The sequence below is a fragment of the Mycobacterium sp. AT1 genome (assembly GCF_002043095.1).
Classification (GTDB): domain Bacteria; phylum Actinomycetota; class Actinomycetes; order Mycobacteriales; family Mycobacteriaceae; genus Mycobacterium.
The window spans coordinates 19,594-34,768 of the sequence record NZ_MVOC01000041.1; the positions used below are offsets into that span (position 1 = coordinate 19,594).

Annotated in this window: 10 protein-coding genes; 5 read left to right on the forward strand and 5 right to left on the reverse strand. The window is 69.0% G+C overall.

The features are described 5' to 3' along the window. The first annotated feature begins 11 nt into the window (after nucleotides 1-11). A complete protein-coding gene (locus B1790_RS19380; RefSeq protein ID WP_198952055.1) occupies nucleotides 12-1,325 on the forward strand; it encodes a cytochrome P450 in 1,314 nt (437 codons plus the stop codon). 2 nt (nucleotides 1,326-1,327) lie between these two features. After that, entirely contained in the window at nucleotides 1,328-2,077 is a 750-nt protein-coding gene (locus B1790_RS19385) for a maleylpyruvate isomerase family mycothiol-dependent enzyme (protein WP_079924901.1), read from the forward strand. Here the strand turns inward: B1790_RS19385 and B1790_RS19390 are convergent. Both B1790_RS19390 and B1790_RS19395 read right to left on the reverse strand, forming a co-directional pair. Then, nucleotides 2,074-3,300 (reverse strand): YibE/F family protein, encoded by a 1,227-nt coding sequence (locus B1790_RS19390; protein WP_142271399.1) that lies wholly within the window; start codon nucleotides 3,298-3,300, stop codon nucleotides 2,074-2,076. The two genes, B1790_RS19385 and B1790_RS19390, sit on opposite strands and share 4 nt — an antisense overlap. 62 nt (nucleotides 3,301-3,362) lie before the next feature. Next, nucleotides 3,363-4,658, reverse strand: coding sequence for a pyridoxal phosphate-dependent aminotransferase (locus B1790_RS19395; protein WP_079924903.1), 1,296 nt, complete (start codon nucleotides 4,656-4,658; stop codon nucleotides 3,363-3,365). Between the two features lie 160 nt (nucleotides 4,659-4,818). On the opposite strand from B1790_RS19395, the gene B1790_RS19400 reads away from it, so the two are divergent. Further along, nucleotides 4,819-5,232 carry a hypothetical protein gene (locus tag B1790_RS19400; RefSeq protein ID WP_079924904.1) on the forward strand — a complete coding sequence of 138 codons (414 nt, stop codon included), beginning with the start codon at nucleotides 4,819-4,821 and terminating at the stop codon, nucleotides 5,230-5,232. 21 nt (nucleotides 5,233-5,253) lie between these two features. Here B1790_RS19400 and B1790_RS19405 read toward each other — a convergent pair whose 3' ends face one another. The 3 genes from B1790_RS19405 to B1790_RS19415 all read right to left on the reverse strand — a co-directional run bounded on the left by B1790_RS19405 (nucleotide 5,254) and on the right by B1790_RS19415 (nucleotide 12,971). After that, complete coding sequence (locus tag B1790_RS19405; protein WP_079924905.1) at nucleotides 5,254-8,415, reverse strand: heterodisulfide reductase-related iron-sulfur binding cluster; 3,162 nt, start codon at nucleotides 8,413-8,415, stop codon at nucleotides 5,254-5,256. A gap of 246 nt (nucleotides 8,416-8,661) precedes the next feature. After that, nucleotides 8,662-11,136 (reverse strand): isoniazid response ATPase/transcriptional regulator IniR, encoded by a 2,475-nt coding sequence (gene iniR / locus B1790_RS19410; protein WP_079924906.1) that lies wholly within the window; start codon nucleotides 11,134-11,136, stop codon nucleotides 8,662-8,664. Continuing rightward, nucleotides 11,136-12,971: an Hsp70 family protein gene (locus tag B1790_RS19415; protein WP_079924907.1), complete on the reverse strand. Its 1,836-nt coding sequence runs from the start codon at nucleotides 12,969-12,971 to the stop codon at nucleotides 11,136-11,138. The genes iniR and B1790_RS19415 overlap by 1 nt, the downstream gene beginning before the upstream one ends. A gap of 267 nt (nucleotides 12,972-13,238) precedes the next feature. On the opposite strand from B1790_RS19415, the gene B1790_RS19420 reads away from it, so the two are divergent. Then, nucleotides 13,239-13,781 carry an IniB N-terminal domain-containing protein gene (locus tag B1790_RS19420; RefSeq protein WP_079924908.1) on the forward strand — a complete coding sequence of 181 codons (543 nt, stop codon included), beginning with the start codon at nucleotides 13,239-13,241 and terminating at the stop codon, nucleotides 13,779-13,781. Nucleotides 13,782-14,051: 270 nt separating this feature from the next. Beyond that, on the forward strand, nucleotides 14,052-15,098 hold the full coding sequence (locus B1790_RS19425; protein WP_079924909.1) for an IniB N-terminal domain-containing protein: 1,047 nt from the start codon (nucleotides 14,052-14,054) through the stop codon (nucleotides 15,096-15,098). Nucleotides 15,099-15,175 lie beyond the last annotated feature (77 nt).

A 15,175-nucleotide genomic window follows, 5' to 3' on the forward strand; every position in this document is an offset into this window, starting at 1 on the left:
CCAGGCCGAAGATCAGACAGCGACTGCACTGGTTCGCGCTGCACGGGGTGATTCGTGGCCTGGCGTCCTACGGTGCCAAGCACGGCGAGATGCAGGGCAGGTTGATCGCCGACCCCGCGGTGCGCGCCGATCCCGGTGGCTTCGCCGACGAACTCCGCGAGCACGGCACGATCGTCCGCGGTCGCGCGGCGTGGTTGACCGCCGATCATGCGGTGGCGCACCAACTTCTGCGATCCGACGACTTCTCCGTCACCGCGATCGGCAAGACCCTGCCGGGCCCGTTGGGGTGGCTGGAGCAGAAGACCACCGTCAAGGGCAGGTTGCACCCGTTGCTTCCGCCGTCGATGCTGTCGGTCGAACCGCCGGAGCACACCCGCTACCGCAAGACCGTGTCGTCGGTGTTCACCACCAGAGCCGTTGCGGCACTGCGGGAGCGAGTGGAGCAGGCGGCGGTCGCCCTGCTCGACGGCATCGAAGCCGGCCCCGCCGATCGCGTCGACGTCGTGGACGCCTACTGCGCCCAACTGCCGGTCACCGTCATCGGGGACATCCTCGGAGTGCCCGATCACGACCGTCCTCGCATCCTCGAGTTCGGCGAGCTGGCCGCCCCGAGCCTCGACATCGGGCTGTCGTGGGACCAGTACCTGCGCGTGGAGCGTGGCCTCGACGGCTTCAACACGTGGCTCGCGCAGCACCTTGGTCACCTCAAGCGACACCCCGGTGACGACCTGATGAGTCAGATCATCGCCGCCGGCGACGACGGCACGCGGCTCGACGACGAAGAGCTGCGGGCGACCGCGGGTTTGGTGCTCGCCGCGGGGTTCGAGACCACGGTCAACCTGCTGGGCAACGGAATTCGGATCCTGCTCGAGCATCCCGATCAGTTGGCCATGCTGCGCGACGACCCCGAACTGTGGCCGGGTGCGGTCGAGGAGATTCTGCGGCTGGAGTCGCCGGTGCAGTTGAGTGCCCGCCTCGCGCGCGTCGACACCGAGGTTGCGGGCCGGGCGGTCGAGGCCGGTGAGCTCGTCATCCTGTACCTGGCGGGCGCCAACCGCGACCCCAAGGTGTTCGACGACCCGCACCGGTTCGACGTCACCCGCGGTAACGCGGGCAAGCACCTCTCCTTCTCGGGGGGCAGGCATTTCTGCCTCGGCGCGGCGCTGGCCCGCGCGGAGGGCGAGGTGGGGCTCCGGGCTTTCTTCGACCGCTACCCGGACGCACGACTGGCCGGGGACGGCAGTCGTCGCGACACCCGGGTGCTGCGCGGATGGGCGACGTTGCCGATCACGCTCGGCGAGGCCCGCGCGGCGGTACCGTCTTAAGCGTGGACTTCCGCGCAACGCTGCTCGGGGAGACCCGGGCCCTCGGTGACGTCATCCGAACCGCAGACCCCGAGACTCCGGTGCCGTCCTGCCCTGGCTGGACGATGAATCAGCTGCTCAAACACGTCGGTCGTGGCCACCGCTGGTCGGCACAGATCATCGCCGAGCGCCGGCGGGAACCCCTCGACCCCCGCGAAGTGCGCGACGGAAAGCCGCCGGGGGACGTCGACGGCGCGGTCGACTGGCTGAACACCGGTGCCCAGGCGGTCATCGACGCCGTCGACCGGGTCGGGGCGGATGCCAGGGTGTGGACGTTCATCGGGGCCAGACCTGCCGGCTGGTGGATCCGCAGGCGCGTCCACGAGGCGACCGTGCACCGCGCCGACGCCGTCCTGGCCGTCGGCGGTGAGTACGAGTTGCCCGCCGAACTCGCAGCCGACGGCATCAGCGAATGGGTCGAACTCGCCGTCACCGGCGCCGACCGCCACCACCCGCCGCTGCAGCGCAGCCAAACGCTGCACCTGCACGCCACCGACGAGGGACTCGGCCCCACGGGGGAGTGGACCATCACCAACGACGAGGACGGCGTGCAGTGGTCCCACAATCACGCCAAGGGCGAGGCGGCCGTGCGCGGCAGCGCGGTCGACTTGTTCCTGGCGTTGACCCGTCGCCGCACCACGGCCGAGGCGGGCCTCGAGGTGTTCGGCGACGAGGCGGTCTGGGACGCCTGGCTCACCGGAACGCCGTTCTAGGTCCTTTGGGGCTGGGGTGTCGCGAGCACGGCGGCGATACCCGTCGTCAGCGGCACCGACAGGGCCAGAGCGATGCCGCCGACCGCGGACCGCGCGACCTCGATGGCCACGCTTTCGCTGGTCAGCACGTCGCTGAGCGACCGGTTCGCGACGCTGAAGAGCAGAAGCAGCGGTAGGGCGCTGCCGGCGTACGCCAGCACCAGCGTGTAGACGGTGCTGGCGATGTGGTCACGGCCGACGCGCATCGCCCCGGTGAAGATGGCCCGCCGGGTGGCGCCGTGCTCGGCGATCTCGAAGGCGGTCGACGCCTGGGTGACCGTCACGTCGTTGAGCACGCCGAGTGACCCGATGATGAACCCGGCGAGCAGCAGGCCGGTGATCGAGACGTTGCCGAGGTAGGCGGCCACCTCGTTGTTCTGGTCCTCGGACAAGCCGGTGAGGTGAACCAGTTCGATTGTCGCCCAGGACAATAAGGCGGCAAGGAGCAGCGCGGTCAAGGTGCCGAGGAGGGCGGCGCTGGTACGCAGGCTCACCCCGTGCGCCAAGTAGATGACGGCGTACAGGATCGCCCCCGAGGCCACCAGCGACACCGGGACGGCAGGGGCCCCGTCGCGCAACGCGGGCAGCAGGAACATCATCAGGACGCCGAACGCGACCACGATGCCGACGATCGCACGCAGTCCACGCCACCTCGCCACCGCGACGACCACGACCGCGAACAGGGCGGCCACGATGCCGAGCGGCCAGCTGCGTTCGAAGTCGTAGAAGGCGTAGGTCGTGGTGCCGTTCTGGTCGACCTGCCTACTGATCCGGACCTCGTCGCCGACCGCGAGGCTCGGCTGGCCGGGGCCGCCGCTGAACTCCAGCAGCGTGTCGGCGCCCGTGTTGGGACCCGAGCCGATCTCGACGAGGGATTGAACGCACTCGCCACCGCCGGGCTGAGCGGCGACGGGGGCCGACGTCAGCACCCCGCCCGCCGACGGGCTGCCGCACGGTCCCTGGGCGCTGGAAATCACGCGGCCGGACTCCGTGGTGACGGCGCCACCCGCGGCGTTTTGAAACGGCAGCGGCACGTCGACGCTCTGGTGGCTCGGCCACAGCAGGGCCATGCCGGCGATCACCGCCACGCCGATCGCGACGAGCAGTCCTACGACGATCTTGGCGGCCATCGGGCCGAGTGGCGCCGGGCCGGAGGACATGGAGTGCGAGTGCGAATGCGCCACCCGCACAGGGTAGAGGTGACGCTCGTGCGCGGTGTGTGCGGAAGGATCACACCGGGCGGTGACTATTGACGGTAGCTGGCCAGGAAGTTGCCGAGCCGGTCGATCGCGTTGGTGAGATCACGTGCCCACGGCAGCGTCACGATGCGAAGGTGATCGGGTGCGGGCCAATTGAATCCGGTGCCCTGCACCACCAGGATCTTCTCCTGCAGCAGCAGGTCGAGCACCAACTGCTCGTCGTCGTGGATGTCGTGCACCTCGGGGTCGAGGCGGGGGAACGCATAGAGCGCCCCCTGGGGCTTCACGCAGGACACCCCGGGGATCTCGTTGAGCTTGTTCCAGGCGACGTCGCGCTGTTCGAGCAGGCGCCCGCCGGGCAGAACCAAGTCCTCGATGCTCTGATGGCCGCCGAGGGCCACCTGAATGGCGTACTGCGCAGGCACATTCGGGCAGAGTCGCATGTTGGACAGCAGGTTGATGCCCTCCAGGAAGCTGGCTGCATGCTCCTTGGGCCCGGTGATCGCCAGCCAGCCGGAGCGGTAGCCAGCCACGCGGTAGGCCTTGGAGAGTCCGTTGAACGTCAGGCACAACTGATCGGGTGCCACCGACGCCATCGCAATGTGCTCGGCGTCGTCGTAGAGGATCTTGTCGTAGATCTCGTCGGCAAGCAGCAGCAGTTGGTACTTGCGAGCCAAATCGGCAATCTGCTCGAGGTTTTCGCGGGTGTAGACCGCACCGGTCGGGTTGTTCGGGTTGATCACGACGATCGCCTTGGTGCGTTCGGTGATCTTCGACTCGATGTCGGCGACGTCCGGCATCCAGCCCTGCGTCTCGTCGCACAGGTAGTGCACGGGCGTGCCGCCGGCCAACGCCGTCGACGCGGTCCACAGCGGGTAGTCGGGTGCCGGTATCAGCACTTGGTCGCCGTTGTCGAGCAGCGCCTGCAGCGTCATCGTGATGAGCTCGGAGACGCCGTTGCCGAGGTAGACGTCGTCGACGTCCAGGTACGGGAACCCGTCCACCAGTTCGTATTTGGTGACCACTGCCCGGCGGGCGGAGACGATGCCCTTGGAGTCGGAGTACCCCTGGGCGTAGGGGAGCGCCTGGATCATGTCGCGCATGATCACGTCGGGTGCCTCGAAGCCGAACGGGGCGGGGTTGCCGATGTTCAGCTTGAGGATGCGATGGCCGTCCGACTCGAGCCGTGCCGCGTGTTGGTGCACGGGGCCACGGATCTCGTAGAGGACGTCCTGCAGCTTGGTGGACTGCGCGAACGTGCGTTGCCGCGGCTGGTTACCGGTATGCCACGGCACCTGGTGGGTACTCACGCCGTCAAGTCTCCCATGGCTGTTCAAGCGCATTTCTCGCCCGCCGCCGTCGGCGCAGGTCGAACGGGGAGTCGGTTCGCCATCGTTTTCACGACAGGTCGGACACGTTCGTGCAAATCCTGGCTACGATCCCGTGATTTGCGCCGGGGTGGCGGTTAACTTGCTGAGTCCGTATCGGTCGGAAGGCGCAGAGATGAAGCTGGTAGTCACACGCACGTTGGCCGCGGCCTCGGCGATCACGGCCGTTGCCGTGGGCCTGGCAGCGCCGGCCCTGGCCGATCCGCCGTTGCTCAACGGAACATACGCCGGTGGCGACGTCCTCAACCTCTGGACGATTGCGACGACGTGCGGAACCTCGGGGTGCGCGGGCACCGTCTCCAGCAATCAAGGCTGGGCCGTCCCCGCGACTCTCGTCGACGGGAAGTGGTCATTCAAGATCACGAAGCCCGACGGTGCCATCTGCGCCGACGGCAGCTACGCGCCTGCCTACATCTCGCTGACCCTCGACCCCGCGACGCTGGCAGGCACGATCACCACCGACTCGAACTACGACTGCCCCGGCGGCACGATCACCCAGGCCCCGTTCCAGCTTCACCAGGTGAGCTGACGCACTCGGGTTCCTAGCCGGCTATCGCTTTCCGGGACGACGGACGCCCGGCGCGATGCCGAGGCCCTTCACCGGGGCCTCGGGTTCGGCTGGCGTCGCCGCGACGACGGGTTCGCTCGCCGGCTCCGGCTCCGGCTCCGGCGCCGATTCGTCGGCCGCGGGGGTCGCTTCCAATTCAGGTTGCGGCGCAACGTCTTCCGAGGGCTTCGGGGCGGCTGCCCTCTTGCTCCCCGGGCGACGGGCGATGGCCAGACCCTTGACGGGCGGTTCTGGCTTCTCGAGACCGAGATCCGAATCGGCCGACTCCGCAGGGTCGGTGCCCGCCTCAGCTTCGTCGGGAGCGACGTTTGCCGGTTGCACGACCGTTGCGGACGTCTGGGCGGCGGGGGCTGCCGCCTTCTTGCTGCCGGGGCGCTTGGCGATCGACAACCCCTTCACCGGCGGCTCGGCCTTGGCCGGCTCGGACGCAGCGGGAGCGGTTTCGGCCGCCGGGGCCGCCGGCGCTTCAGAGGCCTCAGAGGCCTCAGAGGCAGCGGGGGCAGCGGCCTTCTTGCTGCCCGGGCGCTTGGCGATGCCGAGTCCCTTCACGGGAGGTTCGGCGGCTGCCGGTGCCGTCTCGGTCTCCGTCGTCGCCGCGGGTGTCGTCGGGGCGGTCTTCTTGGCACCTGGCTTCTTGGCGATGGCGAGACCCTTGACCGGGGCTTCGGCGGCGGGTGCCTCGGGAGCGGCGTCTGGTGCGGGCTCGGCCTTGGCGGCGGGCTTGCGGCCCGGCTTCTTGGCGATGGTGAGACCACCCTTGGCAGGTGCCGCGGCGGCTTCCGTCGTCGCCGTCTCGGCCGTGGCCACCGGTGCGGCCTCTTCCTCGGCGACGACCGGCTCGGCCTCGGCGGGAGCCTGCTCCTCGCGCTCGGCGACCCGGGCGGCGAAGGCCTTTGCCGCCGCGCCCTTCTCCGGCAACGAGACCGAGTCCTTGTCCAGCGACGCCAGCAGCAGCTGCGCGACGTCGAGGACTTCGGCCTGCTTGCCCGTCTCCTCGGCGAGGTCACCGACACCGTCGGTCATCATGACGCGGCAGAACGGGCAGCCGGTCGCGATCTTCGACGCGTTGGTGTTCAGGGCCTCTTCGGCGCGTTCGTGGTTCACGCGCTTGCCGATGTGCTCTTCCATCCACATCCGCGCTCCGCCCGCGCCGCAGCACAGGCCGCGGTCGGCGTGGCGCGGCATCTCGGTCAGCGTGGCGCCGGAGGCTCCGATGAGCTCACGCGGGGCCGAGTACTCCTTGTTGTGGCGGCCGAGGAAGCACGGGTCGTGATAGGTCACGTCCTGGCTGACCGGGCTGACGGGCACCAGTTTCTTGTCGCGGATAAGGCGGTTGAGCAGCTGGGTGTGGTGCACCACGGTGTAGTTGCTGCCGAGCTGCGGGTATTCGCGGCCGATGGTGTTGAAGCAGTGCGGGCAGGTCGCGATGATCTTGCGGTCGACGGTCTCGACGCCCTCGAAGACGCCGTTGATGGTCTCGACGTTCTGCGCTGCCAACTGCTGGAACAGGAACTCGTTGCCCGCGCGGCGAGCGGAGTCGCCGGTGCAGGTCTCGCCGCTGCCGAGGACGAGGAACTTCACGCCCGCGGTCGCAAGCAGTTCGGCGACGGCCTTCGTGGTCTTCTTTGCGCGGTCTTCCAGCGCTCCGGCGCAGCCGACCCAGAACAGGTACTCGAAGCCGTCGAAGGAGTCGACGTCCTCGCCGTAGACGGGCACGTCGAAGTCGACCTCGTCGATCCACTTGGTGCGTTCCTTGGGGCTCTGACCCCACGGGTTGCCGTTGCGTTCGAGGTTCTTGAACAGACCGTTGAGCTCGCCGGGGAACTCCGACTCGACCATGACCTGGTAGCGGCGCATGTCGACGATGTGGTCGATGTGCTCGATGTCCACCGGGCACTGTTCAACGCACGCGCCACAGTTGGTGCAGGACCACAGGACGTCGGGGTCGATGACGCCGCCCTGCTCCAGGGTCCCGACAAGCGGGCGGGTGGCCTGGTCGGGGCCGGAGCCGAGGATGCGTTCGAACCCGGATTCGGGCACGTGGTGGTGATCCCCGTGGTCGGCGTCCTTCACCAGGGTTTCGGTGGCACCGCCCTCGGCGGTGTTCTCGGCCGGGGTCTCCTGGCCGCCGATGATGTAGGGCGCCTTGGCGAACAGGTGGTCGCGCAGGTTCATGATGACGAGCTTGGGAGACAGCGGCTTTCCGGTGTTCCAGGCTGGGCACTGCGACTGGCAGCGGCCACACTCGGTACACGTCGTGAAGTCGAGGTAACCCTTCCACGTGAAGTCTTCGATCTTGCCGCGACCGAGGACCGCATCCTCGGCGGGATCCTCGAAGTCGATGTACTCGCGGTTGTACTCCATGGGCAGCAGCGGGCCGAGGCCGTTGGGCAGGCGCTTGAACGTCACGTTGACCGGGGCGAGGCCGATGTGAAGGTGCTTGGAGTGCAACACGATCAGCAGGAACACCAGCATGATGCCGATGTGCAGCAGCAGCGCGACGGTTTCGATGTATTCGTTGGCGTGCTGTCCGAAGACCTGCATCCACGCGCCCATGCCGTGGGAGAAGAACGCGCCCCAGCCGTAGGGCAGATTCTCGGTCACCACTGCCGCCCCGCGGAAGAACGCGTAGCTGAGGATGACGAGGAAGATCATGAAGAGGATCAGCCAGGCGCCGCCGGTGTGAGAACCGTAGAAGCGGGAGTCGCGGCCGTATTCCTTGGGCTCCGAACGGAGTCGGATGATCGAGAAGACGACGATGCCGAGCAAGACGGCGAGGGCGAAGAAGTCCTGGAGGAACCCGAGCGCGTCCCAGTGCCCGACGAACGGGATGGCGAACTTCGGGTCGAACAGGACGCCGTAGGCCTCGAGGTAGACGGTGGACAGGACGAAGAAGCCCCACATGGTGAAGAAGTGGGCGATGCCGGGGATGGACCAGCTCAGCAGTTTCTTCTGGCCGAGGACCTCGGTGAACTGCGTGGTGATGCGCGCCTTGAGGTTGTCCTTGCGGGCGTCCTCGTCGATCGTGGGCTGCCCCGAGCTGATCAGGTTCACCAGGAAGAGCACACGTTTGGCGGCGAACCCCAAAACGATTGCCGTCAACAGAAGGCCAAGGGTCAGCCTGATTAGGGTTTGCGTGTCCACGCGCGCCTCCCGGGTTGAAGTTACCGCGCAGTAAGATAGCCGGTTACTGGTCGGTAACTTACGCTAGATGCCAGCTCATAGTGGCATCCGTGGCTTTCGTATCGCTACGAAGGCTGACCTAACCTACCGGTTGGTTGCCTGAGGGGTTGGTGTTAGTTCGCTAGTCGTGAACCCCGACCCCGCCTTCGCTGTGGCAGTGGTCACATTCGCCGAAACCGCGCTGCGGGGGTCTGAAATTGGCAAATCTCAACTCGGCGCGCCCAGCATCGCCCGCAGCATCGAGATCAGTTCCGACCGCGACTCCGCCCCCAGCCGACGTCGGATCCGCGCCACGTGGTGCTCGACGGTCTTCGCCGAGATGAAGAGCTGGCTGCCGATGTCCCGGTACGGCATGCCCTGCAGCAACAGTTCCGCCACCTCGCGCTCACGATCGGACAATCGGGATTCCCGCGTCGTCGACGAACCAGGCCGTGGCGCCGCCGCCGCAGGCGCTTCGGCGACGTCTTCGGTGCCCGCGGTGGTGAGCTTCAGGTCGCGAGCCAGCTGGAGCATGGCCCCGGACACCTTGCCGTCGGGGGTGTGCAGCGCCGCCTGGCTGGCCAGTCTGGTGGCGTCCCAGGTCAGCCCGAACTGCGTCAGCGAGCGGGCCGCGGCGGTCACCTCGCCCGCGTCGACGTGGTTGGCAAGCACCCGCAGCCAGGTGCGGCCTGCGGTCGCCAAGGCCCGCGCGAAGGAGCTGTTGGCGGCCGCCGCGGTCAGCGCCTGGCCGTGCGGTGCCACCGCCGCGGGCGAGTTCGCCAGAATGCCTGCGTGCACCCCCGACCAGTGCAGCGGCACCGACCACAGGGGCGGATTGCCAAGGGCGCCAAGCAGAGTGAAGGCCTCGTCGAGTGCGGGCTTGACGAGGTCGACCTGCCCAAGCCGGGCCGCGGCCACCCACAGTTCGCCGAGCGGAAGCAACGCATAGAGGTCCATGGAGTACTCCGTGAGCACCTCCATCGCCGCGTACCAGTGCTTGTGCACGGCACCACTGTCGCCGGCGCGACGGGCCACCGCGGTCTGCAGCGCGGCGGCCCACAACGCGTCGCGCCGGTGCTGATTCGCACCGTCGGCGGAGGCGGCGTCGGCCGCGGCGGCGGACAGTTGCCCGTCCAGCATGCGGGCCCAGCCCAGCAACAGGGTGTGTCGGCGGGCGACGAAGCCCTCGTCGTCGCCGGTGCCGCGGACGGCCCTGCCGATCACGCTGCGGGCTCGGACGGAGTCACCGCCGTGCATCGCCACCAACGTGACCAGAGCGGCCGGGGTGTCGGGAGTGACGGTGGCCGAGACCTGCTCCGTCATCGACTGCGCCAATCGGGCGACGGCCGCCGGGTAGCCGCCGTCGACCGTCAGCAGCAGTCCCTCGGCGATTCCGCGAGCCGCCCGGGCGGTCGACGTCGGCGGGCCAGAGACCTCGGCGCTCAACGCGGCGCGCGCCGACGCGACGTCGCCAACACCGAGGGTGGCCACGACCGCGGCCGACCCCACGACGGCGTCGGGATACGGACCAAGCCAGCGGAAGAGTTCCGCCGCCTGAGCGGCGCTGCCGTCGTGCAGGGCGACACTCGCCGCGATCCGGACCGCCGCGGCCCGATCGCCCGCGTTCTCGGACCCGAGCAGCTCGTCGGCGAGACGGCCTGCGGTGGCACAGTCGCCGGTCAAGGCCAGCGCGTCGGCCAGTTTGGCGTTGAGCTCGCTGGCCCCCACCTTCGTGGCCGCGCGGTACAACCGGGCGGCGTTGGCAGGGCGATCCTGATTGCGGGCGGCGAGATCGGTCAGTGCCGATGCCAGCCGCGGGTCGCGAAGGCCGTGCTCGGCGAGTCGCAGCGCCAGGTCGGTGGACAGCGTCGACTGCTCGAGTTGTGTTCGCAGCAAGGATGTTTCGACCTGATGATGGCGCGCCGCTCCGATGATCTGGGCGACGTTCTGATGCAGTGCGGCGGTGAACGCCTGGCTGAGCGACGGGGCGATTAGCCCGCTGGCGCGCGCGACGTCGACCAGCCGCTGCGCCTCGTCCTGGTCAACACGCAGGGCGGCACCGACGTCGTCGGGGCCGAGCTCCTGGCTGAGCGACGACAGGAGAAGGGTGTCGAGCACCGGTTCCTCCACCCGACGCAACCGCTCGATCAACGCCACCTTGGCGGCCCCCGCGACGGCGTCCGCCGCGGACCCGCCGTCCGCGGACACCACCGCGACCAACGCGGCATTGACGAGGAAGGGCAGGCCGGCGCTCGCCGCCATGGTGTCCCTGACCAGTTCGGCCGAGGGCGGCACACCGAGGATCTCGGCGGCGAGCCGGTGCACGTCGGACGGCGCCATGGGGGTCAGCGACAGCACGGGCGCCTCGCGGGTCATCACCGTGCGGAGGGAGTTCAGTGTGGGCTGGTGCGACAACGGTTCGGCCGCGATCACGATCGTCGCGGCGGGGTCGCCGATCAGCTCGACCAGCCGCTCCAGATCCGCGGTACCCAGCAGGTGGGCGTCGTCGATGACCACCGCCGCGTCCGGCGGGTCACCAGGCCTAGGAGGGCGTGCGACGACGGTGACGCCCGCCGCGCGCAACGCGGCTCTGATCTCGGCCAGCGTGGTGGTCTTCCCGGTGCCGACGCCACCCGAGACCAGAAGCTTCATCGGCTCGGTCGGCGACGAAAGCCAGGTCGCGACCGCGTCGCTGACGGCCATTAATTCTCGGGTGTGTCCGGCTCGATGACCGGGGTCGTCGGCGTGTCCGGCGGTGGCGCCACCGTGGTCGTCGGCGGGGCTGGGGGTTTCGTCGTCGTCGTGACCGGAGGCTGGGTCGTCGTCGTGACCGGAGGCGGCGTCGTGGTGGTGGTCGTCGTCGGCGGGGTCGTCGTCGTGGTCGTCGTCGTGGTGGTCGTGGTGGTGGTCGTCGTCGTGGTGGTGGTGGTGGTCGTGGGCGACGTCGTGGTCGTGGTGGTCGTCGGCGACGTGGTCGCCGTGGTGGTCGTTGGTGAGTTCGAGACCGTCGAGGTGTCGCTCGGCGCGGAGCTCTCCTGAGTCGACGTCCGGGTGGAAAGGCTGGTGGTCACCACCCCGTTGGCGCCCGTCGACGAGATGGTGACGACCTCGGTGACGGTGCCGCTGTCGGACGAGCTGCCGGTCAACTGCACCGCGGCGAACCCACCGACGGCAAGCAGGGCTGCAGCTGCGGCGGCGCCGAACAGGACGGGCGGCCGCTTGTACCAAGCCAACGGCTCGGAATCCGGGAGGTCGTCCTCTTCTTCGTGCGCGAAGGCCATCTCGGGCCTGGCCCCGGTCGAGGAGTAGTCCGAGCTGTACTCGTCCCCGGCGTAGGGCATCGGCTCACCGGTTAGCGCGTCGTCGTCCTGCGACCATGCCAAGGATCCGGAGTCGCCGGCGTTCGGTGGGCCGGGGAGCGGCGTTCCCGCTGCCCACCCCATCGTCGGCGCAAGGCCCGTCGGGGCGTCGGCGGCAGGCGCCATGCCCGTCGGTGCCATGCCCGTCTGCGCGTCGTCGAATCCGAGGGCACCGACGACCGCGGCACCCGCGGCGGTCGACAGCATCGGCAGCGGCGCCGTGACGACCGGCGCGCGGAACTGCTCGGAGAGCCGCTGGGTAACCAGTGGAATGGCGGCGCCACCGCCGACCGTCGCGATCGCCGAGATGCTCGCCAGCGGAATTCGGTAGCGCTGCAACGTCTCCGAGATGGTCGACAGCAGCCCCGCAAGCGGTGCGTCGACGAGTCCCTCGAGTTCGGGCCGCGTGACGCGGACGTCCGACTTGTAGCCGGGGACCTCCGCCTGAATCACGGTGGCGGTGTCGGCGGACAACCGTTCCTTGGCGCTTCGGCACTCGTCGCGAAGGCGGCTGAGCGACCCGACCGCGGCGGTGCTGGCGGGATCGGCGGAGTTGGCCTCCGCGATGCCCGTGACGACGTGGTTGAGCAGCGCCTGGTCGACGAGGTCGCCGGAGAAGTCCTGGTACCTGACCGTGCCGCCGATGACGGCCAGCCCGGCACCCGCGTCGGCCAGCGTGATGCTCGTTCCGCTGCCGCCGAAGTCGCACAGCACCACGACCCCGTCGGACGGAAGCCCCGGCGCGGCCCGCAGGCCTGCGAGCGCGGCGACGGAGTCCGGGACGAGCGTGGGCGGCACCCCGCCGGGGGACAGCCCGGGCTTGTTGCGAAGTGCGCTGCGCAGGGCACCGACGACCCCGGGACCCCAGTGCGACGGCACGGCGATCGTGACCGGTTCGCCGCCGCCGACCCCGCGGGCGATCGCGTCGAGCGCTTCGACCAGGACGATCTCGCCGCGGTGGGAGGAGCCGTCCGCCGCCACCAGCGGCACCGGGTCGCCGACCCGCTCGACGAACCCGGTGAGGACCAGTCCCGGCTGATTGGGGCCGGGGAACACCCCGACCTCGGGGGCACGGTCGTCGAACACCACGAGCACCGACCGCCGTGTGACGGGAGCGGACCCGACGCGGGCCGCCACCAGGTTGGTGGTGCCGACGGACAGTCCGAGTGGTTGTGTCATGTCCCGTTTTCCTCGTGAAGACGCGCATCCCAGGGGGATCGGAGAAGATCAGCACTCACCATAGCGGCGCACCACCCGGCGGTGGGTTACATCCCCCTAACGATTGGGAACCCCTAATGCGTCGGCCCCTAATGCCCACCGGGCGCGGGTGGTCTCAGCACCGATTCCCGCGGCCCCCGGCGCCGATAACATTCGAGCTGAACCATGGCCGCCGCACCTTCGCGGCGCCTGAGCACGGTCCCGCGAGCAGAGCAGAGGAGGTACGTCGTGGCGAACTCACTCCTCGACTTCGTGATGTCGTTGGTGCGCGATCCGGACGCTGCAGCCCAGTACGCGGCCAACCCCGCCCAGACCATTGCCGACGCCAACCTGACCGACGTCACCCACGTGGACGTCGACAATCTGATCCCCGTCGTCGCGGAGTCGATGTCGACCGTCGTGCCGTCGGGGGGCGTCCCCGCCAGCGCCGATACCTTGCTGGACTCGGCCCACAACGTGTGGGCAAGCGGTGCGGCCACCGCGGCCTTCGACGCCTTCGACGCCCACCTCCCGATCCAGGGGAGCGACGTCGTCGCAGATCACGTCCCCATGGTCGCCAACGTCATCGAACTGCCGGAGGATTCGACACCGACCATCGTCGACCACGGTTTCGACGAGCTGAGCGTACCGACGGTCGACGCGCCCGTCGTCGACGACCTTCCGGTGGACGACGCAGCCGGCTCGCCGGATCTCGGCCAGCACGACGTCTCCGACCTCCTCGACGGTCATCTGGACCATCCGCACGATCCGGGTTTCGACATCTTCACGTGACCCGACGGCACCAGCCCCACCCGATTCGCGACAGCGCGGCCAGCAATGGCCGCGCTGTCGTCGTCTTTGGGCCTGACCAGCCGCTCGCGGCCGAGCCCCAGGGGAATCCCCTAATCCCCTAACGGACACCCCCGGATCGCCCCGTAACGGCCCCCGGGAGCAAGGGGTTGCGTCCCCGTTTCCGGGGTTCCGACGGCCCCATAACGTAGTGAACAGATCGCCGGAGGCACGGCGACACGACCTAGACACCCACGATCGGAAGGCACTCCCATGACGAACCTCCTCGACTACATCCTCGACCTGTTCCGCAGCCCGGCAGTCGCCGCCAACTACATCTCCGATCCCGAGGGCGCGCTGCGCTCCGTCGGCCTGCAGAACGTCAGCGCCTCCCAGTTCGCCGCCGTCGCCGCGTCCGCGGCGCCCGCCGGTGTGCTGCTCGGCGGCGGCGACCCGGTCTACGGTCTGCAGAGCGCGGTGGCCAGCTACCACAACATCCCCACCGCGTTCTCCCCGCAGACGGCCTTCGCGCCGCAGACGGACTTCGCCAGCAACAACGACACGCAGCTCGCCAGCAACAACGACACCTCGTTGCTCAGCCCCGACCAGCACGCGGGCTCCAACGCTCAGCAGGGCGCCTTCAACCTCGGCTTCGGCGACATCACCCTTGGCAACAAGACGTCCGCCACCGACGGCGCCGTCGTCAACACCGGCACCGCCGGCGACATCGACACCACCAGCGTCAAGGGCAACGGCAACGTCGTCGGCGAAGGCAACAGCGCCAACACCGGCTACATCGACGGCGGCAGCCACTCGCCGATCATCATCGGCGAGGGCAACGACACGAAGGTCACCGACACCTCGCAGCACTCCGGCGGCGACATCATCACCGGCAACGAGGGCACCGTCATCAAGGACAACGACATGTCCGGCGGCCACGGTGGCAGCGCCGGCGCCAGCGGTGGGTCCAGCGGTGGCGGCCTGCTCGGCATCGGAATCGGCAACGGGGGCAACGAGGCCAACGCAGGCAACGGCGGTGGCGGCGGGTCGATCATCGTCAACGACACGTCCTCGCACTCCACCAGCTCGACCGTGGGCGGCAACCAGACCACCGCCGGTGGCGACCTGGGCAGCGGCAACCACACCGACAGCTCGGTCAACACCCACGTCTCGACCGAGACCGAGACCCACTCGAACGTCGACAACACCGTCGACGACCACAGCTTCACCAGCAACGTGGCCTCGGGCAACTCGACGGACCTCGCGTCGCACAACGACACGGATCTGGCGTCGCACAACGATTCGCACCTCGGCTTCTAGCCGATCACCACGACTGGCGGGGACTCCCTTGGGGGTCCCCGCCAGTTCCACGCCTACCGTTGACCGCGGCGGAAGAG

Coding starts and splice junctions, on each gene's coding strand:
- B1790_RS19395 (WP_079924903.1), bottom strand. CDS start 4,658: ATGCGCTTGAACAGCCATGGGAGACTTGACGGCGTGAGTACCCACCAG.
- B1790_RS19400 (WP_079924904.1), top strand. CDS start 4,819: ATGAAGCTGGTAGTCACACGCACGTTGGCCGCGGCCTCGGCGATCACG.
- iniR (WP_079924906.1), bottom strand. CDS start 11,136: ATGGCCGTCAGCGACGCGGTCGCGACCTGGCTTTCGTCGCCGACCGAG.
- B1790_RS19415 (WP_079924907.1), bottom strand. CDS start 12,971: ATGACACAACCACTCGGACTGTCCGTCGGCACCACCAACCTGGTGGCG.
- B1790_RS19425 (WP_079924909.1), top strand. CDS start 14,052: ATGACGAACCTCCTCGACTACATCCTCGACCTGTTCCGCAGCCCGGCA.